The organism is Congregibacter sp. (assembly GCF_045107095.1).
Classification (GTDB): domain Bacteria; phylum Pseudomonadota; class Gammaproteobacteria; order Pseudomonadales; family Halieaceae; genus Congregibacter.
The window spans coordinates 1-19,263 of record NZ_JBGCFU010000082.1 but is presented as its reverse complement, the minus strand read 5'-3'; the positions used below and the strand labels follow the sequence as shown (position 1 = coordinate 19,263).

General features: G+C 55.3%; 19 protein-coding genes. 4 read left to right on the top strand and 15 right to left on the bottom strand.

Translation table 11 applies throughout. From position 1 onward, the window contains the following. From AB8B76_RS11755 to hrcA, 8 genes are all read right to left on the bottom strand, one after another. The coding region (locus tag AB8B76_RS11755; RefSeq protein WP_405272688.1) for an acyl-CoA dehydrogenase family protein at positions 1-832 on the bottom strand (832 nt) is incomplete at its 3' end. 28 nt (positions 833-860) lie between these two features. Beyond that, the gene (locus AB8B76_RS11750) at positions 861-2,039 is read right to left on the bottom strand and encodes an acyl-CoA dehydrogenase family protein (protein ID WP_405272687.1); all 1,179 of its coding nucleotides are present in this window, start codon (positions 2,037-2,039) and stop codon (positions 861-863) included. A gap of 298 nt (positions 2,040-2,337) precedes the next feature. Further along, positions 2,338-3,210, bottom strand: coding sequence for a thioredoxin (gene trxA, locus AB8B76_RS11745; RefSeq protein ID WP_405272685.1), 873 nt, complete (start codon positions 3,208-3,210; stop codon positions 2,338-2,340). A 12-nt stretch (positions 3,211-3,222) separates the two neighbouring features. Further along, complete coding sequence (gene dapB, locus AB8B76_RS11740; protein ID WP_405272683.1) at positions 3,223-4,011, bottom strand: 4-hydroxy-tetrahydrodipicolinate reductase; 789 nt, start codon at positions 4,009-4,011, stop codon at positions 3,223-3,225. Then, a complete protein-coding gene (dnaJ, locus tag AB8B76_RS11735) occupies positions 4,008-5,141 on the bottom strand; it encodes a molecular chaperone DnaJ (protein WP_405272681.1) in 1,134 nt (377 codons plus the stop codon). The genes dapB and dnaJ overlap by 4 nt, the downstream gene beginning before the upstream one ends. Positions 5,142-5,268: 127 nt before the next feature. Then, on the bottom strand, positions 5,269-7,203 hold the full coding sequence (gene dnaK / locus AB8B76_RS11730; RefSeq protein ID WP_405272679.1) for a molecular chaperone DnaK: 1,935 nt from the start codon (positions 7,201-7,203) through the stop codon (positions 5,269-5,271). A 143-nt stretch (positions 7,204-7,346) separates the two neighbouring features. After that, the gene (grpE, locus tag AB8B76_RS11725) at positions 7,347-7,964 is read right to left on the bottom strand and encodes a nucleotide exchange factor GrpE (RefSeq protein WP_405272677.1); all 618 of its coding nucleotides are present in this window, start codon (positions 7,962-7,964) and stop codon (positions 7,347-7,349) included. 144 nt (positions 7,965-8,108) lie between these two features. Beyond that, positions 8,109-9,143, bottom strand: coding sequence for a heat-inducible transcriptional repressor HrcA (gene hrcA, locus AB8B76_RS11720; protein ID WP_405272675.1), 1,035 nt, complete (start codon positions 9,141-9,143; stop codon positions 8,109-8,111). 143 nt (positions 9,144-9,286) lie between these two features. Between hrcA and recN the strand changes: the two genes are divergently transcribed. Then, positions 9,287-10,951 carry a DNA repair protein RecN gene (recN, locus tag AB8B76_RS11715; RefSeq protein ID WP_405272673.1) on the top strand — a complete coding sequence of 555 codons (1,665 nt, stop codon included), beginning with the start codon at positions 9,287-9,289 and terminating at the stop codon, positions 10,949-10,951. Between the two features lie 79 nt (positions 10,952-11,030). Here the strand turns inward: recN and fur are convergent, their stop codons facing one another. Continuing rightward, positions 11,031-11,450, bottom strand: coding sequence for a ferric iron uptake transcriptional regulator (gene fur, locus AB8B76_RS11710; RefSeq protein ID WP_405272671.1), 420 nt, complete (start codon positions 11,448-11,450; stop codon positions 11,031-11,033). A gap of 72 nt (positions 11,451-11,522) precedes the next feature. On the opposite strand from fur, the gene AB8B76_RS11705 reads away from it, so the two are divergent. After that, positions 11,523-11,960, top strand: coding sequence for an outer membrane protein assembly factor BamE (locus AB8B76_RS11705; protein WP_405272669.1), 438 nt, complete (start codon positions 11,523-11,525; stop codon positions 11,958-11,960). Here AB8B76_RS11705 and AB8B76_RS11700 read toward each other — a convergent pair. From AB8B76_RS11700 to AB8B76_RS11690, 3 genes are read right to left on the bottom strand one after another with little or no spacing between them, the layout of a single operon-like run. Further along, on the bottom strand, positions 11,945-12,265 hold the full coding sequence (locus AB8B76_RS11700) for an RnfH family protein (protein WP_405272668.1): 321 nt from the start codon (positions 12,263-12,265) through the stop codon (positions 11,945-11,947). The genes AB8B76_RS11705 and AB8B76_RS11700 overlap by 16 nt on opposite strands. Further along, positions 12,262-12,696, bottom strand: a complete 435-nt coding sequence (locus AB8B76_RS11695) for a type II toxin-antitoxin system RatA family toxin (protein ID WP_405272666.1) — start codon at positions 12,694-12,696, stop codon at positions 12,262-12,264. Before AB8B76_RS11695 ends, AB8B76_RS11700 begins: the two co-directional genes overlap by 4 nt. A gap of 51 nt (positions 12,697-12,747) precedes the next feature. Continuing rightward, positions 12,748-14,091, bottom strand: a complete 1,344-nt coding sequence (locus AB8B76_RS11690) for a sodium-dependent transporter (protein WP_405272664.1) — start codon at positions 14,089-14,091, stop codon at positions 12,748-12,750. A 116-nt stretch (positions 14,092-14,207) separates the two neighbouring features. Between AB8B76_RS11690 and smpB the strand changes: the two genes are divergently transcribed. Then, positions 14,208-14,690 carry an SsrA-binding protein SmpB gene (smpB, locus tag AB8B76_RS11685; RefSeq protein ID WP_405272663.1) on the top strand — a complete coding sequence of 161 codons (483 nt, stop codon included), beginning with the start codon at positions 14,208-14,210 and terminating at the stop codon, positions 14,688-14,690. A gap of 24 nt (positions 14,691-14,714) precedes the next feature. Here the strand turns inward: smpB and AB8B76_RS11680 are convergent, their stop codons facing one another. The 3 genes from AB8B76_RS11680 to AB8B76_RS11670 form a co-directional block, all read right to left on the bottom strand. After that, positions 14,715-15,512 (bottom strand): sulfite exporter TauE/SafE family protein, encoded by a 798-nt coding sequence (locus AB8B76_RS11680; RefSeq protein WP_405272662.1) that lies wholly within the window; start codon positions 15,510-15,512, stop codon positions 14,715-14,717. Positions 15,513-15,542: 30 nt separating this feature from the next. After that, positions 15,543-16,346 (bottom strand): transporter substrate-binding domain-containing protein, encoded by an 804-nt coding sequence (locus AB8B76_RS11675; protein WP_405272660.1) that lies wholly within the window; start codon positions 16,344-16,346, stop codon positions 15,543-15,545. 112 nt (positions 16,347-16,458) lie between these two features. Further along, positions 16,459-18,240, bottom strand: a complete 1,782-nt coding sequence (locus tag AB8B76_RS11670) for an amidohydrolase family protein (RefSeq protein WP_405272659.1) — start codon at positions 18,238-18,240, stop codon at positions 16,459-16,461. A 216-nt stretch (positions 18,241-18,456) separates the two neighbouring features. Here AB8B76_RS11670 and AB8B76_RS11665 point away from each other — a divergent pair, with 216 nt between their 5' ends. Continuing rightward, the gene (locus tag AB8B76_RS11665; RefSeq protein WP_405272658.1) at positions 18,457-19,230 is read left to right on the top strand and encodes a ferredoxin--NADP reductase; all 774 of its coding nucleotides are present in this window, start codon (positions 18,457-18,459) and stop codon (positions 19,228-19,230) included. The last annotated feature ends 33 nt before the right edge of the window (positions 19,231-19,263 follow it).

The window sequence follows — 19,263 nt, the reverse complement described above, 5'->3', positions numbered from 1 at the left end:
CCTGAAAATTGCTGATCGCAACGCCAAACTGCTCACGCGTCTTCGTGTATTCAAGAGTCTTAGTGTTGAGCTGCCCCATAAGGCCCACGGCCTCACCGCAAAGAGCCACGATACCCTCTTGCACCACTTGGTCCATGGCTGCGTAACCACCGTCTACTTCACCGAGTACGGCGTCTGCAGAAACGCTAACATCCTTGAATGTGATGTTAGCGACGTTCTGGCCATCCATGAGCCGGTAGCTCACGCGTTCAACGCCAGCGGCGTTAGCATCAACAACGAACAGGCTAATGCCGTGACGATCAAACTGTTCACCAGAGGTACGCGCGGCAACAACCAAGGTGTCAGCATTCATGCCATTACTGACAACCACCTTTTCACCGTTCAGTACGTATCCGCCGTCAGCGGCCGTCGCTGTAGTTAAGACGTCCGCCAGCTCATAGCGGCTCTGGCGCTCGAGGTATGCAAACGCGCCCAGACGACTGCCATCGATAATACCGGGGATGAGGTCTGCCTTTTGGCTCTCGCTGCCCGCAGCATTCAGTAAGCCACCAAAGAGAACAACGGTCGCAAAGTAAGGCTCCACAACAAGACCCTTACCGAACTCCTCCATCATGACCATAAGGTCAACGGGACCACCGCCAAAACCACCGTACTCTTCGGCAAAGGGAACACTCAACCAGCCGAGCTCTGCAAAGGTTTGCCACACTTCCCGGCTAATTCCCGCTTCGGTAGCTACGATGCCGCGACGGGTATCGAAGTCGTAGTCGTCTTGCACAAAACGGGCAACGCTGTCGCGCAGCATTGTTTGTTCTTCTGAAAAATCAAAATTCATTACTTATCTCCTGACGTGGCTCTGAGCCTTAAAGGCCCAAAACTGCCTTGGCAATGATGTTTTTCTGGATTTCGTTTGAACCACCGTAAACCGTGGCCGCACGACCGTACATGTAGGTCTGGCGCGCTGCGCTGCCAAAATCATGACCAATCACGTTGGTATCCAGCTCTGTAGGCAATACGCCCTGGTAATGGGCCGCAACATCCATGCGAAGCTCCTGTACCTGCTGTTGAATCTCGGTGCCCTTGATCTTCAGGAGCGAAGACTCGGCGCCAGGCGCGCCACCAGAAGCTACAGACGCGAGTACGCGAAGGTCCGTGAACTCCAGAGCCATTAGCTCTATCTCGATATCTGAGAGGCGCTTCTGGAACAAAGGATCGTCAAGAAGGGCCTTACCGCCGTTCACTTCTGCCGCAGCAAGACGTCGAACCTCACCAACCGCACGCTTGGAGTCTGCTACACCGGCAATACCGGTACGCTCATGAGCCAGCAGAGCCTTCGCGTAGGTCCAGCCCTTATCCTGCTCGCCGATCAGGTTCTCGACGGGTACACGCACATTATTAAACTCGACTTCGTTCAGACTGTGGTGATTGTCGATAGACTCGATGGGATTAACTTTAATACCTTCGGTCTTCATGTCGATGAGCAAAAAGCTAATACCGTGCTGCTTCTTGCCTTCGTTGCTGGTACGTACCAGGCAGAAAATCCAGTCGGCGTGCTGGGCATAGGTAGTCCAGATCTTGGCACCGTTCACTACATAGTGGTCGCCGTCTAACTCAGCCTTGGTTTTGAGTGACGCGAGATCGGAACCCGCACCGGGCTCAGAGTAACCCTGGCACCACCAGTCATCGCTGGCGAGGATGCGTGGCAGGAAGCGGGCTTTTTGCTCTTCATTACCGAAGGTGTAGATGACCGGAGCAACCATGCTCAAACCAAACGGTACTACGTCGCGTATGCCCCGTGCCGAACGCTCAGACTCGTAAATAAACTTTTGTGTTGGGGTCCAACCCGTGCCGCCGTACTCGGCAGGCCAACCTTGAGCGACCCAACCTTTTTCGTTGAGCTTCTTCTGCCACTCAACAATCGCTGCTTTGTACTGCTTACTATCACTCATACGATCGCGAAGATCGTCGGTGTAAGCCTCATCAAAAAATGCTCGGACTTCGTCCCGAAAGGCGAGTTCCTCAGTTGAAAAACTGGTATCCACAGTTTCTGTCTCCTGTTACTGGGCCTTGCGGGCCGGAATCTACGCGGGGAGGAACATAAGAACACTCACCCCAGCGCTTTTGAATTTGGAGTATGTTTTTCCTAGCGCCGGTACTCTAGCGCCCTTTAGGGCTAGGTACAAGCATAAGAAAGCGGCGAGTTTTATCCCCATAGAGGCACGCCAGAGGGCAAAAACCAGGTTGCGGCAACCTCTTGATAAGGCTAGTAAAAAGCGACTTTTATCCCGGGAGGGCTCGGTTGGGAGGAGGATGCGGCTAGCACTCAAGCTAGCCGTAACTTTAGTACAAAAGGCTGAATAGCTTGCGCTGGTACTCTGCGGCCAGCGGATCGCCCTTTCCAAGCGATGCGATAGTGTCCAGGAGCGCTTTTTTAGTCGCACCGTCTTTGTGATTTACGTCGGTGCGAAGGATAAACAACAGGCTTTCAAGAGCATCGCGAAACTGCCCCGCTGCGCTGTAGTGCACGGCAATTTGCTCCAGCAAATCCAGATTCTCAGGGTCCGCCTTGAGCTGCTCTTCCAGACCCACAAGTTCAGGCGAGCGGGAAGCTTCCCGAGCCAGATTCAGCTGCGCGACTAACTGCTCGTACAAAGGATCCTGATCAACCATTGGCACGGCATCAAGCAAGGTCTGGGCATCATCAAGACGCTTGGACTCAATCAACGCGTGTACCAAAGTCATCGCAATATCATGACGACGGCCACTCTCTTCGTAGACAGTCCGCAGAATCGTCACCGCTGCGGCGGCATCCCCCGCCTGAAGCAGCGTTCCTGCTTCCTGAAGCGCCGCGTCAAAGGGTGATGGCAGATGCTTTTCCAGCATTTCCCTAACCGCCTGCTCTGACTGTGCCCCGGCAAAACCATCTACGGGCTGGCCATCCCGCATCACCATGACTGTCGGCAAACTCCGTACACCAAACTGCTGAGCAATCATTTGCTGATCGTCGGCATTCACTTTAGCCAACAAAAACGCACCGGCGTATTCCGTGGCCAGCTTTTCCAGCAAGGGCATTAATACTTTGCAGGGCTCACACCAATCCGCCCAAAAATCGATGACCACGGGGCGCTGCGAAGACTCTTCTATGAGGTATTGCGCCGCATTACTCTCATCGATATTAACGATCGTGAGTGGCGTCTCTAGCGTCCCGTCCATCATTGTTTTTCCTTAATCTCTTAGCTGCAGAACATCTTGCATATCGTAGAGGCCCGCTGGCTTATCGCTCAACCAGACGGCCGCGCGACAGGCTCCCCGCGCAAAAGCTGAGCGTGTACCGGCGCGATGGGTAATCTCAAGGCGCTCTCCATCGCTGACAAACATCGCCGTATGGTCACCAACGATGTCTCCGCCACGAATGGTTGAGAAACCGATGCTCCCATCGACTCGTGCACCGGTAATACCTTCGCGGCTCATCACTGCGTGTTCATCAAGATCGATATCACGCCCTGAGGCCATGGCCTTGCCTATAGCGAGAGCCGTTCCCGAGGGTGCATCCACTTTATGACGATGATGCGCCTCAATCACTTCCAGATCCGTATCGCCTTCGCTCGCCCGGGTTGCAAGCTCTACGAGGCGGAGCATCAGGTTTACACCCGTACTGAAATTTGCGGCCTGACAGATCGCCACTTCGCCCGCAGCTGCGGTCACAGCCGCTTGCTCAGAAGCATCCAGGCCGGTGGTACCTACTACCCATTTAACGCCCGCTCGTGCGCAGGCCTGGGCGTGAACGACGATAGTTGCCGGGGTCGTGAAGTCGATAAGAACGTCTGCTTCAGACAGAGCAACATCGATGTCATGGGTATAAAGCTCAGCCGAGACAGGAGCAGGCTCAGGTACGTTCTCATTTTGAGCGAGCGTCACCGCGACTACCGAAAGCTCTTCATTGCCCTGAATAAGGTCAATCAGCGTGCGTCCCATGCGGCCATTACCGCCGGCAATAGCGATGCGCACGCTCATGGCTTCAGTTCGTCAAAAAAGTGCTTCACCCCATCAAACCAACTCTTTTGCCGGGGGCTATGCGCATGACCGCCCTCCCCCATGCTTTGCTGAAGCTCATCGAGCAGCTCTTTTTGACGCTTGTTCAAGTTAACCGGTGTTTCGATGACCGCGCGACACAACAAGTCACCCACGCCACCACCGCGGACCGGTTGTACGCCCTTGCCGCGGAGCCTGAAGAGCTTACCTGTTTGCGTTTCTGCGGGGATCTTCAGCTTTACGCGACCATCCAGGGTAGGGACTTCCAGCTCACCACCCAGCGCGGCGTCGGCGAAGGTAATCGGGACTTCGCAGTAAAGGTGCTTTCCGTCGCGTTCAAAAATGGGGTGTTGCTTAACCGACATCTGAACAAACAAATCGCCCGAAGGACCGCCCTCGGTACCTGCTTCGCCTTCGCCACCCAGGCGAATGCGATCGCCGGTATCAACGCCGGGAGGTACTTTTACTGACAACTTCTTGGTTTTTTCTACCCGGCCCTGACCACGACAAGACGTACAGGGATCAGAAATAGTGCTTCCGCGACCACGGCAAGTGGGGCAAGTCTGCTGAACCTGAAAGAAGCCCTGCTGCATGCGAACCTGACCCGCGCCACCACAGGTGCCGCAGGTGGTGGGGCTGCTGCCCTTGCGTGCGCCACTGCCATCGCAGGTAGAACAGGATGCCAACGTAGGTACACGTATTTCTACCGTTGTACCGCGGACGGCATCTTCAAGAGAAATATCCAGGGTGTAGCGAAGGTCAGAGCCCCGCTGCGCACCGCCGCGACCACGACCACCGCCTCCGCCGCCAAAAATGTCGCCGAAGACATCGCCAAAAATATCGGAGAAGTTACCGCTACCACCGCCAAAGCCGCCGCCCATCTGACCTTCAAGGCCCGCATGGCCATATTGATCGTAGGCTGCACGTTTTTGGCTATCACTGAGAACTTCGTAAGCCTCCGAGGCTTCCTTAAACTTCTCATCAGCTTGCGGATCGTCGGGGTTTCGGTCTGGATGAAACTTCATCGCGACGCGGCGATAGGCTTTCTTTATGTCCTTTTCGTCGTCACTTCGGCTGACACCGAGCACTTCATAGTAGTCGCGTTTTGACATAGCACTTTGCGGTCAGGCCGCACCCCTTCCTAAATCGACAACGCGGGCTCATAAGTCCCGCGTCACATTCAAACAACAATCCGGCGATGCAAAAGAACCTGTCTTCTACATCGCCGAATCGACAAGTTTACTTCTTGTCGTCGCTGACTTCTTCAAATTCAGCATCGACTGCATCGTCAGCACCTGAGCCATCACCGGCGTCAGCCGCTGCATCAGGACCCGCTTCACCCTGAGCCGCCTCAGCCTGTGCCGCATACATCTTCTGCGCCACGGGACCCGTCGCCTCGGTCAGCTTCGTTGCCGCCGCATCGATGGCATCCTTGTCGTCAGATTTGACCGCCTCTTCCGCTTCAGAAATAGCCGCTTCGATAGCTGCCTTCTCTTCGTCGCTAGCATGCTCACCCGCTTCCTCGAGGGTCTTCTTGGCAGCATTCACCAAGCCTTCGCAGGTATTGCGTGAAGAGATCAGCTCTTCAAACTGCTTATCCGCCTCGGCGTTAACCTCGGCATCCGCAACCATTGCATCGATCTCATCATCCGACAAACCACCTGAAGCAGTGATACGAATCGACTGCTCTTTGCCGGTGGCCTTGTCTTTAGCAGACACGTTCAGAATACCGTTAGCATCGAGATCGAAGGTCACTTCAATCTGCGGCATGCCGCGCTGAGCAGGAGGAATGTCCGCCAGGTCAAAACGTCCCAAAGACTTATTGCCCGTCGCTTGCTTTCGCTCACCCTGTACAACGTGAATTGTCACCGCCGTCTGGTTGTCGTCCGCTGTAGAGAAGATCTGCGACTTCTTGGTAGGAATCGTTGTGTTCTTCTCGATCAGAGGAGTAGCTACACCACCCATGGTCTCGATACCCAGTGTCAGCGGAGTAACGTCCAGCAACAGTACGTCCTTTACGTCTCCAGCCAGTACCGCACCCTGGATAGAAGCTCCCATAGCAACCGCTTCGTCGGGGTTTACATCACGACGAGGATCCTTGCCGAAGAACTCAGCAACTTTCTGCTGAACCATAGGCATACGTGTTTGGCCACCTACAAGAATCACGTCATCGATCTCGCTGGGAGACAAATCAGCGTCCTTAAGAGCCATCTTCAGAGGCTCCATGGAGCGGCTAACCAGCTCTTCGACCAGTGACTCGAGCTTGGAACGGCTCAACTTAACCACAAGGTGCTTGGGACCGGTTGCGTCAGCTGTGATGTAAGGCAGGTTCACTTCAGTCTGCTCAGAATGCGACAGCTCGATCTTGGCCTTCTCAGCGGCTTCCTTCAGACGCTGAAGCGCCAGCGGATCGTTGTGCAGGTCGATGCCGTTCTCGCTCTTGAACTGGTCCGCAAGGTATTCGATGAGACGCATATCGAAATCTTCACCACCCAGGAACGTATCTCCGTTAGTGGACAGCACTTCAAACTGATGCTCGCCGTCGACTTCTGCAATCTCAATGATCGAAATATCAAAGGTACCGCCACCCAGGTCATAAACAGCGATGGTGTGATCGCCCTTCGCTTTGTCCATACCGTAGGCAAGCGCTGCGGCTGTTGGCTCGTTGATGATGCGCTTGACGTCCAGACCAGCGATCTTGCCCGCGTCCTTGGTTGCCTGACGCTGCGAATCGTTGAAGTAAGCAGGTACAGTGATCACCGCCTCGGTGACAGCCTCGCCAAGAAACTCCTCAGCGGTCTTTTTCATCTTACGAAGTACTTCCGCAGACACCTGCGGGGGAGCCATTTTCTCGCCTTTAGCTTCTACCCACGCGTCGCCGTTATCCGCAGCAACAATCTTGTAAGGCACCATAGAGATGTCTTTTTGCACAACGTCGTCGGTGAACTTACGGCCGATCAGACGCTTAACCGCATACAAAGTGTTGTGGGGGTTAGTAACCGCCTGACGCTTTGCACTCTGTCCTACGAGGATTTCGCCATCATCGGTGTAACCGACAATCGACGGAGTGGTGCGATCACCCTCGGCGTTTTCAATAACGCGGGGCTTACCGCCGTCCAATACAGAAACACACGAGTTCGTGGTTCCCAGGTCAATACCAATTATCTTGCCCATATCGTTTCTCCTAGCTAGCAGGCATTTCCGTTAAGCGATGCCGCCGTTGCAATAATTTCTGTATGTATATGTGGGTCCTTGGCGGCGTATTTCAAGGGTGCCGCACAACATTCCCCGACTGGCTGATTTCGTGCTGGCGGCGCCTACTCTGCTGCCGGCGCTTTGCTCACCATCACCATCGCCGGGCGAACCAAACGGCTGTTGAGTGTGTAACCCTTCTGCATAACCGCAAGCACGGTGTTGGGCTCGGCATCGGGGTTTTCGATCATGCTCATGGCCTGGTGAAGCTGAGGATCGAAAGGCTCCCCTGCGGGATCAAGCTGCTCAATCTGAAACTTGCCCAAGGCGCCTACAAAGCTCTTGAGCGTCAAATCGACACCTTCTGCGATGGAGCTCAGCGCTGGATCGTCACCATCAATAGCCTCCAGGGCACGCTCAAGATTGTCGACCACCGGCAGTAGTTCGCTGCAAAAACGCTCGAGAGCAAACTTTCGGGCCTTTTCTATGTCCTGATCTGCTCGACGCTGAGCGTTTTGAGCTTCGGCCTGGGCACGCAAAGCCTGATCTCGAGCTTGGCCGAGTTCCTCTTCCAGTTGCTCGATTTGAGCATCAACCGTGAGCTCCGAATCATCAGCCCCTGTATCGGCGGACTCAGCGCTCTGCGCTGACTCCTGTTGCTCTAACTCTTGCTCTTGCCCAGCCTCTGCCAGCTCATCTGCCGCGTCAGCAAGCGGCTCCTGATCGCGTTTATCTTCCGCCACCGTGATCTCCTGGTGTTCCAAATGAAAAGACGCACATCGCCGCCAAATAGACGACGATTACCGTGATTCAGCGGACATGGGGGCATTGATCGAAAAAACAAGATGAAAGCAGCAGATATTTGGCGCCAGCCGCGCGTTACGTGCCTAGTGCCCGAGCGCGGCACTCAACATTTTGGACGTCACGTCGACTATAGGGATGACCCGGTCATAGGCCATGCGGGTGGGCCCAATCACCCCCAACACCCCGAGCGTGCGTGCGCCATCGCCGTAGGGAGCCGTAATGAGCGAGTAATCACCAAACATCTGTGATCCCGCCTCTTCGCCAATAAAGATCTTAACGCCATCGGCCTCAGAGCAACGTTCCAGCAAATGGGATAAGTCCCGTTTGCTCTCTAACGTGGCAAACAACTCTCGAAGTCGCTGCAGCTCTTCCGGGCTTGCACCCTCCAACAGGCGGGACTCGCCGACAATCAGATAGTCAGAGGGGTTCGCGTCATCAGCCAAAGCCTGCTGCGCCAAGTCGAGGGTCGCGGACAAATAGTCGTCCAGAGAGCTTCGGGCCGCCAAGAGCTCCTGATCTACCTGACTCTGAACTTCTGCGAGCGCCTGTCCAGCAAAACGCTGATTGATCTGCTGGGCCGCCGCTCGCAGCTCTTCATCAGAAAATACGCGACGGGTATGGATAATCCGATTCTGCACTTCGCGCTGGTTGATCACGAGGATAACCAACACGCGATCTCCCGAGAGGGGCAAAAACTCTACCTGCCGCAAAGGCTGCTGCATGGGTCGTGGCACGGTAACCACGCCGGCCTGCGATGTGATGGACGAGAGCATGTTCGAGGCGGTCTGCACCAGATCAGAGGTATTGCGGTCAGGGTTCAGCTCTTTGCGAAGGGAGTCGAAGGCACTGGAATCGAGGTCATTATTGACCTGCAGCAGGCTGTCCACAAAAAACCGATAGCCTTGGTCGGTAGGCACTCGTCCGGCAGACGTGTGCGGAGAATGAAGAAACCCCCGCTCTTCCAAGTCGGACATCACGTTTCGGACAGTGGCGGGACTCACGGAAAGACCCGCCTCCTCGCGCAGGGTTTGAGAACCCACGGGACTACCGTCACGGATATGCAGCGCCACCAATGTTCTCAGCAGCGTTCCCGACCTGTCTGTCAGCTCTCGACCCAAACACATACACCCAGTAGGCAATCACCCAAGGTTTTAGCACAGACCACGGGTAACACAAAGCGAGAAAGCCGATCTGCGTAATTTGCTGTTTATGCCTTTGGGCGGATGGGTTATAACCCTCCGCTACACACAACGGGATGCTCATGCTCACCCAAATCACGATTAGCCAGTTTACTGTCGTAGAAAATCTCGAGGTCGATTTTCGCGATGGACTAACAGTCGTCACCGGCGAGACCGGCGCGGGCAAGTCCATCATGCTCGACGCGCTGGGTCTTTGCCTTGGTGATCGCGCTGACCCCAGCGCCATACGCCCCGGCCAGGATCGCGCAGACATCAGCGCGCGTTTTGATATTGATGGAATGACCGCGGCTCAGAAGTGGCTTGTTGATCATGATCTGGACGCCGACGGAGACTGCCTTTTTAGGCGAGTCATCACCCGCGAGGGACGATCCCGAGCCTATATCAATGGCCGACCAACGACGCTCCAGGACTGCGCCGCTCTAGGAGAGCTACTGGTCGATATTCATGGTCAGCATGCTCACCAGTCTTTGCTCCGCCGTCCGCACCAGCGCCTTTTGCTGGACAGCTACGCGGGACAAACATCCACCGCTCAGAAAGTAACGGTCGCAGCAAATGAATGGCTGCGATTACGAGACGAGCTCGAAGCCCTGCGCAACAGTCAGCAGGAACAGGCGGATCGCGAGCAGCTCCTGCGTTATCAGGTGGGGGAACTTGATGAATTAGCCCTGGGCGATAACGAGCTGCAAAGTCTGGAAGCTGAGCAACAGGTGCTAGAAAACGCCGACGCTATACAGCGCCAGGCTGCCAGTGCTATTGAACTGTGTGACAGCAACGAAATCGGCGTCCGATCAGCACTGACCACGCTTGCTGAGGATCTCCATCGCGGCAAAGCGATCGACAGCGTGCGTGAGATGCTTGATTCCGCTGCCATCCAGCTAGGAGAGGCCCGGAGCGAGCTGCAACAATATTTGGCGAGCACAGAGAACAATCCTCAGCGCCTTGCGGACGTGGAGGCCCGGCTGGAGTCGATTTACAGCCTCGCGCGAAAGCATCGCATCATGCCCGAGCAGCTGGGGGCCCATCATCAATCTTTAAGCGAAGAGTTAGCCACGCTGGATTCCAGTGACGAGCGCATAGACGCACTGGAAGCGAATCTCGCGAAGCAGTTGGCGGACTACAAGTCTGTGGCCAGCAAACTCAGCAGCGCCAGGAAAAAATCCGCCACAAAGCTGGAAAAAGAGGTATCCAAACTTCTCAGCAAACTCTCCATGGGCAACTGTCAGTTCAAGATAGCCCTTGGCAAACGAGAGACAAGCGACCCTCACCCCCTTGGTCAGGAAGACGTTGAGCTGCTCATTAGTACCAACCCGGGTGCCGAGCCGCAGTCGCTCGGACGCATCGCTTCCGGTGGTGAGCTGTCACGCATCAGCCTTGCGATTCAAGTAGCTACCGCCGGGAACACCACAGTGCCCAGCATGGTCTTTGATGAGGTGGATGTGGGTATTGGCGGCGCTGTCGCCGAGGTCGTTGGACGTCTACTGGCGGACATGGGTAAAAACGCGCAAGTGCTCTGCGTAACGCACTTACCGCAAGTCGCAGCCCAAGGCCAACAACACCTTCAGGTGGAGAAATCAGGCGACAGCAAGCAGCTGGCGTCTAAGCTCCATGAGCTTAGCGATAAGCAACGCGTTGATGAGATCGCGCGAATGCTGGGTGGACTCAAGATGACTAAAAACACCTTGGCCCACGCAAAAGAAATGCTAGAGAGTCGAGACTCGGCGTCCTAGGCCACAGTAAGCCCCAACGACTCGTCTCTAGCCGCGCGTTGGAGACACGCTGGGAACACGCCAGGAAAACAAAAAAGAGTTACTTCTCTTTGCGTTTACGTACTTTTAGTACAAGAGAGTGATCAACCAGCTCAAAGCCGTGCTCTTCGGCGATTTTCTTTTGGCGCTCTTCGATAATCGGGTCGTTAAATTCGATCACCTGCCCCGTGTCTTCACAAACCATGTGGTCGTGATGCTCACCATGATCAAGCTCAAAGACGGAATGACCGCCCTCAAAGTTATGGCGGGTCACCAGGCCTGCGCCTTCGAACTGCGTAAGAACGCGGTACACCGTCGCCAAACCCACGTCTTCGCCGGCATCGCGAAGCGCCTGATAGACGTCTTCGGCGCTCATATGCCGCTCATGCTGCGTAGAATCCTCCAAAATCTGAAGAATTTTGATGCGTGGAAGGGTGACCTTAAGGCCAGCACTGCGGAGATCTTGGTTACTAAATGGCATACGGGATGCACTTCTCTGATAGGTCGCTCATCGGTATGATGCCACCCCACACCCACTAGTGGAAGTTAGTCCTTGATCCGACCACGACACATTTTGCGCGTCTTTTTGCTCACGACCTTGCTCACCACCTGCCTGACAGGACTGAGCGCCTGTGGATTCGTGGGTTTTCCCGGCGTCTACAAAATTGATATTGAGCAGGGAAACCTGGTCACTCAGGACATGATCGAGCAGCTTCAGCCGGGCATGAGCCGGCGCCAGGTGCGATTCATCATGGGATCGCCTCTGGTTGAAGATACCTTTCAGCCGGATCGCTGGGACTACCCCTACGTCATCCGCAATGGCCCGGATATCATCCGAGAAGCTCAGGTGCGGATCTTTTTTGAAGGTGACAGTCTGGTGAATGTGACGGGTGATTATTTGCCGGACTGGGCCAACCCCAACGCCGAACCCGAAGATTCTGCGGAATCGGCAGAGACAGAAGAAGCGGAAGAGAGTCAGTCTTCCGACTGATTTTCTCGACGAGCCTTCGCGCGAGCGGCCCGCTCTTTTCTTACCTCTTTGGGATCCGCTAGCAGCGGCCGGTAAATTTCCACCCGATCTCCATCTCGAAGTACCTGCGTTTGTGCCGCTCGTTGGCCGAACACACCCAAGAGCGTGTCCTCGCCGAGCGTCAGGTCTTCAAACTGTTCTTCGATACCTGATTGCTGCGCAGCGGCGAACGCAGTGGTCCCTTCTTTTACAGACAACTTTATGATTGATTGGCGCTGTGGCAGTGCGTAAACCACCTCGATGCTCAGCTCTTCAGGATTGCTCATGAGCCGTAAACATCCTGGGCGCGACGCACCACCGCATCGACAAGATTCCCGGTCACTCGATCAAAGAGCTTTGCCGCAGCCGCGCTTAGTAAGCCACCGCGAAACTTAAACTCCAGATCAAGGGAGACCTTGCACGCCTGCTCCGCCAGGGACTGAAAATGCCAAGCGCCAGCGAATTGCTCAAACGGCCCATCCTTGAGTGTTAGGCGAATGGTCTCGAAGGGAACCAATTCGTTGCAGGTCGTAAAGCTATGCGAGATGCCCCCTCGGGCAAGATCCAAACGCGCCTCCATATGCTCGGCGTCGGTATGTAGGATCGAAGCGCCTACACAGCCATCCATGAACTGTGGGTAAGCCTCCACATCATTAACCAGGGCAAACAACTGTTTGTCCGAAAACGGTAAGAGAGCGCTACGGTGTATTGAGGTCATAAAATTCGCTATTCAGTTTCAAAAAGCCATCGCCTGCGCCCGCATTTCGAGTCACGGGACCAGAGATAACCAGAGCCACGCGAAAGCAATCACAGGCACGGCCACAAAGCGGATGAGAAAATACCACAGCGAAAACAGTATGTCGGGTTCTCGAGCCAGCTCCTGACGAAGAACCTCTCTCGGCATTCGCCATCCCACGAACAATGCCAGGAGCAATACCGCCGCAGGGATAAGCCACTCTGCCGTCACGCCATCCAGCCACTGCAAGAAGCCCTGCCCGTCATCGGCGGCCCCAAGATCTACGGTGGCATAGGCAGACAACATAAAGGCAATGACAGCCATCCCAATCGCGGCTTGTAAGCGGCGTACTCGAAACTGCTGCTCGAGTACACTCACTATGGGCTCGAGCAGCGCTACCGCGGTTCCCAATACCGTCACAAAAACCGTCACGAAGAACAGCGCGCCGTAGAGGTCTCCAAACGGCATGTTGCCAAAAGCATAGGGCACGCTGATAAACAGCAATCCAAAGCCTTGAGCGGGAACCAGGTTATTGGCAAACAGCACGGGGAATATCGCCACACCCGCAGCAACGGCCACAACGACATCGAAAAGCGCCACCGTGACCACCGCACGCACGATGGGAAGTTTACTGGGAGCATAGGCGCCGTAACTCATCCCCACCGCTACCCCAATGCACAGCGTATAAAACGCGTGCCCTAACGCCGCCATGAAGGACCCACGGTCAAAATCCATGGGTTGCCACGCAAAGAGGAATTCACCGGCGGCGCTAAGGTCACCGAACTCAATTGAGAAGCTGACAATCACGCCAAGCAGCGTAATGAGCAGTGGCACGGCTATCCACACAAACAAGCCAATGCCCCGACGGATGCCAAGAGCCACAGTCAGTGCCAAAACGATCGCAGCCAAAAACTGCCATCGCAACAGCCCAGCAGGCGCTGAAATTTTTGTGTCAAAAGCCTCCGCAGCATCACTCAATGCAATAGCTGCAAAGCTTCCCAGCTGCATTTGGTAGGCGTAAGCAAGACTCCACCCGGCGATAAGCAGGTAAGACACCAGCAACAAGAATCCCGCCAGGCAGGACAACAAGGCTACCGTTAACCATAGCCGCGACCTGTTGGACACGTCGGTCGCCCAGCTCATGGTCAAAAAAGGCGACCCTCGGCCATGACTACCCAAAACCACTTCTGCGACGAGGAGTGGAACCCCAATAAAGAAGAGACAAAAGAGGTAGCTAAAGAAAAACGGCGCGCCCCCATGCTCTCCCATGAGCCAAGCAAAACGCCAGAGATTACCCAGTCCCACCGCCGCTATCGCGAGAGCGAACACGAAGGTTGTTCGGGATTGCCAGCGTTCCACAGGTGAGTACAGGTTCATCAAAGTCCGAAGCGCCACGTTAGTGCACAGCTTGCCCGAGCACAGCCTTATTGCAAAGTACCCTAGGGTCGCACAATGACCAATCTTCTCGGGAACACAGCCTGTACAATAGGCCCATGGGAAAGAAAAACGCCAAAAACATCGATACCACGATTGTTCAAAACAAACGTGCACGCTTTGACTATCAACTCCTGGAAACCTTTGAGGCGGGTGTCGCCCTCACGGGTTGGGAAGTAAAAGCTCTGCGTGCAGGAAAAGCGCAGCTAACGGATTCCTACGTGATGATGAAGGATGGCGAGGCGTTCTTGCTCGGCTCGCAAATCACACCGTTAGCAACGGCATCGACGCACTATGTGACGGACCCCACCAGGACTCGCAAGCTACTCCTGAATCGTCGCGAACTTGCCAGAATCCTGGCCGCTATCAGCGCCAAAGGTCAAACCTGCGTCTGTACCAAGCTGTATTGGAAGGGCCATCTCGTCAAAGCTGCCATTGCCCTTGCCCACGGCAAGCAAAGCCATGACAAGCGGCAAACGCAGAAAGAGCGCGAGTGGGGTGTGCAGAAACAGCGGATCATGCGAGACGCGGTAAAGCAGTAGTTGAGCTTTGGTATGCGCTAGGTGCTAGGCAGCCAAGGCTTTTAAAGTAATGCTGATACCCACAGCGTAGAGCACGAATAAGGCGATGCGGCGGTAAAGCAGACTGCCATAGCGCGCGAAGACCGCATGCCCCACCCGATCGCCAATCATCATTGCGGGCATACCTAACAGAAACATCCAAAAGCTTTTTGACGTGAGGTAGCCGGAGAGACCGAACACACAAAGCGCGATGACCGCTGAGAGCATGAAAAATGTCAGGAGCATTGCCCTGCTGTGCTTGGCATCGCCCTGGGTCGCCATGACAAAGATGATCACCGGCGGACCGGGAATAGCAAAAACACCGTTCATTAGCCCCGAGACCAAACCGGTAGCGGTCGGAATCCCACGCTTCGGCGCCCTAGGCGCTGGATGAAACATAGTCAGAACGGCGCAAGCCGCAAGCACACCCAGCCCTATCCACAACTGAAACTGATCCACCGAGACGTGTTTTAGCAGTTGCGCTCCCCCTAGGGTCCCAACGATCGACGCAAGACATATAGGCAGTAAAGGGCGCTTGGGCGCATCTGGCCAAAACTTGTGCGCGCTCAACAAGCTCGTCCCAAGAGTGAGGGATGCCGTAATCACCACGGCTTCGGTAGGCGCCACAAAGAGCGACAAAACCGGCATGGCGGCAAGGGCAAATCCAAATCCGGTGAACGCGCGGAGCAGCGAAGCAAACAGCAATGCCGCCCAGATGGCGAGCATCTGATAAGGGCCGATGTCGGCAAAGGTGCTTGCCAGAGCGTCAATCACGGGCAGCCCAAACAAAAACGCCCCGGTCACAGACCAGGGCGTTTATCGCAACACGAAGACCTAGGGTAGCGCTGCAACCCAAGAGCTGTTCTCCAACCACTTCTGACGAAGCTTAGTGAGAAGGCCTGTACCCTCGTAGGCGCGTAGGTAGTTTTGCACCAGGTTCAAAAACTCGGCATCACCTGAAGCCAGAGCAATACCAAAAGGCTCTACCGTTAGCGGCTTATCCAGAGTTACAAGACCCGCGTCGGGGTTTCTCAAAACTTGAAGTTTACACACAGGAGCATCCGCAACCATGCCCGCTGCCTCACCACTGGTGACCATGGCTATCGCTTCCTCGTAGTTAGCGACTTCCACAAGCGTTGCATTGGGAGCCGCCTGGGTTACAAACGATGCACTGGTAGAGTTCTTCAATGCCGCTAGTTTCACGTCGGTCGCTGCAATGCCGCCGCTCGCGATCTGCTCCAGCGCAGTGCGCGTTGCGAGAATCGACTTACCGCTCATCATGTAAGGACCTACAAAAGACGCGCTTCTGGAACGCTCAGCAGTAATGGCCATGCCGGACAGGACCATATCGACTTCACCGTCAGCCAGTGCCTTGGTCAGATCACCAAAAGGCATAGGGCTTAGCTTAAGCTCGGCGCCCATGGCATTAGCAAGCGCATTAGCCAAATCCACGTCAAAGCCCATGAGCTCGCCCTGGCGGTTACGCATATTCATGGGTGGCTGATCGCCAGACATGCCGACTACTAGTGTTTTGTTCTTGACGACGCGGTCCAGTGTGTCGCCTGCAAAGGCCAGAGGCGAAAGCAATACGCTCAGCGCCAAGAAGCCGCTGGCTAATAGTTGTGCGGGTCTAAACATGGTTGACTCCCTCGGTGTCACAAATGCGCGGGCATTTTTCCCGCGTGGTTAAAAACTGCAGCGCAGCTTAGCTGATTTTGTTTGACAATATTGCGCTAAATAGTGATCTCGCTCAGGCAACGGACTCCAAAGCCTGCTGCCCCGCCCGATACAAACGGCCAGGGTTCTTGCCCGTTAGCTGATCGTTCTCCAGCACCATCTCGCCATCCACGATGACAGCTCGGTATCCCGCCGCGTCCTGCAGCAAACGCTGCCCACCTGCGGGCAAGTCCTGGACCATGCGCGGCGCGAACAGACGCAGATTGTCAAAATCGATGACGTTGATGTTCGCTTTGAGACCCACCTTGATACGACCGCGATCCGCCATGCCACAGTAATCCGCTATATCTGAGGTTAAGCGACGGATGGCTTCGGCGAGCTCAATCTTGCCGCCACGAGCACGATCCCGCGCCCAATAAGTCAACAGATAGCTTGGGAAACTAGAGTCGCAGATGGTCCCGACATGGGCACCGCCATCGGACAGCCCCATGATGGATTGCGGATGGGACATCATCTCGAACACGTTATCGAAGTTCATGTTGGTGTAGTTATAGATGGGGAAGTAGAGCAGCGCCTGGCCATCGTCTTCTAGTAGAAGGTCGTAGATCATCTCGAGGGACGACACGCCCTTTTCCTGCGCCATGTGCAGCACGGATGTTTCGGCGCTTTGCTCGTATTCAGGGTTCTCGCCCAGCAGAAAGGTCTTGCTGGCTACGTAATCAATGGCTGCCATAAGCGCGTCAACTATCGGTGGCACGGGGGTACCGTCGCCAGCCAGAGTCTCGGACTCTTCGGTCAGAATCTGCGCTTTAAACGCCGCTTCCTTCATCTTGGCGACGCGCTCTTCTAAGGGCAGGTCGCAAATCGCTTTGTAGCTGGGAAACCCAATAAAGGGATGAAAGGTGCACTGCAGCCCCGTGATCACGCCGATGCCGCGAGGTGCAGTTTGCAGCCGCATGTGTACGCCTTTGGCTTCAGCTTTTTCAGCACGGTCAATAATGCGTCGCCACTGATCGGGGGCAAAATCCCGCTGCATGAGTGACAGCGAGAACGGACGCCCCTCCCCTGCCTCGGCCATGCTCTCGAGAATGTCGAACTCTTTATCAAAGGCATCCCCTTCACGCTCGAGGTCAAAGTCGTTCACGGCCTGTAGGGTGCCGTGGGACAGCCCAGCAAAGGCGCTGGCGATACCAGAAAGCTCTTCGGTGGTCGCCTCGGAGGACGGAGTCCAGTCGCCATCAGCGCTGCGATGCACATCAGAACGCCCGGTAGAGAAACCAATTGCGCCGGCTTCCAATGCCTCGCGAGTGATCTTCCTCATAGCGGCAATATCAGTCTCCGTCGCAGGCTCATTACACACGGCCCGGTCACCCATCACATAGACACGCAAAGGGTCGTGGGTAACCTGTACGGCAAAGTCGATGCTATGGGGTTTTGCGTCCAGGGCATCCATGTACTCGGGTAGGGTCTCCCAGTCCCAGGTAAGACCTTCGGCAAGGGCGATGCCAGGAATATCCTCAACACCTTCCATCAAGCGGATCAGCTTTTCTCTGTCAGCCTCGCGCACGGGCGCAAAGCCAACGCCGCAGCTGCCCATGACCACAGTGCTTACGCCATGGTTAACGCTGGGCTGCATACCCGCATCCCAAGAGACCTGACCGTCGTAGTGGGTATGAAGATCAACAAAGCCAGGGGTCACGATGTGACCCGTCGCGTCCAGGGTTTCGCGCGCGTCACCGGCGCAGTCACCAATAGCGACGATGGTGCCGTTGCGAACGCCGATGTTGGTTTTCCGGGGCTCTGAGCCCTCACCGTCATATACCAAACCACCGGTGATCTTTAGGTCGTATTCCATGCTCTAACCTTTGTTTTGTTATCTATTGCGGATGTTTTGGAAGTCTAGGCAGCACCGCGGGACCTGTCCACCACACAAGATTGAAGAATCCGGGAATAAGGTTAGGAAAAACCGTTCTTGAAACACGCCGTGATTTTCTTGCAGGTGACCGCCAGGGTGATCAGAATTCAACCCTCGTAACGTATAAGCCGTTCAAACCGTTTTTGAGGACCCGTCATGGCCGCCGTAGCACCCGCCAAAGTCACCGAAGTAAAGCACTGGAACGACCGACTGTTCAGCTTCAAAACCGAGCGTGCGCCCGAGTTTCGCTTTGAGAACGGTCATTTCACGATGGTCGGTCTCGAAGTAGACGGCAAACCAGCCCTGCGTGCCTACAGCATTGCCAGCGCCAACTACGAAGAAGAGCTGGAGTTCTTGAGTATCAAGGTCGCGGACGGCTTACTCACCTCCCGTTTGCAACACATCAATGTTGGCGATGAAGTGCTGCTGGGCAAAAAGCCCGTGGGTTCTTTGGTGCTCACAGACTTGCACCCGGGGCGGCATCTTTATCTGTTCTCGACAGGCACAGGTTTGGCGCCGTTTATGTCGATCATTCGAGACCCCGACGCCTACGCTCGCTACGAGAAAATCGTGCTGGTACACGGCGTGCGCCACATCAGTGATCTGGCGTATCACGACTACCTGACTAATGAACTTCCAGAACACGAATATCTGGGTGAAGAGGTGCGCGAGAAGCTTCTGTACTATCCCACCGTCACGCGAGAGCCCTTTAAGAACAATGGGCGCATCACTGAGCTACTGGAAAGTGGCAAGCTCGAGTCTGATCTGGGGCTTCCTTCGATTGATCCCGCTCAGGATCGCGCGATGATCTGTGGAAGCATCGCGATGCTGGATGACATCTCTGCATTACTGGATCGGCGTAACTTTACGGTGTCGCCCAATCAGGGTACCGCGGGCGACTACGTTATCGAGCGCGCATTTGTAGGCTAAGACAGTCCGGCGGAGTAGACTCGCTCCATGAAA